Origin of the sequence: Corynebacterium pilbarense (assembly GCF_026930265.1) — a bacterium.
GTDB classification, from domain to species: Bacteria; Actinomycetota; Actinomycetes; order Mycobacteriales; family Mycobacteriaceae; genus Corynebacterium; species Corynebacterium pilbarense.
The window spans coordinates 1-570 of sequence record NZ_JANRML010000129.1 but is presented as its reverse complement, the minus strand read 5'-3'; the positions used below and the strand labels follow the sequence as shown (position 1 = coordinate 570).

General features: G+C 41.8%; 1 protein-coding gene. It reads left to right on the top strand.

Annotated elements, in window-relative coordinates; translation table 11 throughout:
* Positions 1-36: 36 nt before the first annotated feature.
* Positions 37-546, top strand: coding sequence for a reverse transcriptase family protein (locus NUW87_RS12010; protein ID WP_500683256.1), 510 nt, complete (start codon positions 37-39; stop codon positions 544-546).
* Positions 547-570 lie beyond the last annotated feature (24 nt).

Genomic DNA, 570 nt, shown 5'->3' with positions numbered 1-570 from the left:
ATGGTCATGTTCCTTAAGAAATAAGGTTCTTGGTGCATGTGTATTGACTTCTGTTCCCTCAACAAAATCACCATTAAAGACAAATTTCCCATTCTTGTCATTGATGACCTCTTGGATGAATTGAGTAGCACCCAATTCTTTACTAAACTTGATCTTCGTTCTGGCTACCACCAGATACGTATGAAAGAGGCAGACATTCCTAAGACTGCCTTTAGAACTCATGAGGGCCACTATGAGTTTTTGGTCATGCCCTTTGGCTTGTGTAATGCCCCCTCCACCTTCCAAAGCCTCATGAATCATGTCTTCCGTCCTTTTCTCCGTCATTTTGTCTTAGTTTTCTTTGATGATATCCTCATCTATAGAAAAACCTGGACATACCATCTTTCTCATGTGGATCAAGTTCTCCATCTACTCTCTCAGCACCAACTTTTCCTGAAACAATCTAAATGTGCTTTTGGTGCCTCAGAAGTAGAATACTTGGGTCATCTGGTTGGCAAGGATGGCGTCAGGGTGGACCTGAAAAAGATTGAAGCTATGCAAGACTAGACGGACCAAAAGACTCTCAAAATC

Excerpts from the sequence above, each read along its gene's own strand:
- NUW87_RS12010 (WP_500683256.1), top strand. The coding sequence starts at position 37 with ATGTGTATTGACTTCTGTTCCCTCAACAAAATCACCATTAAAGACAAA.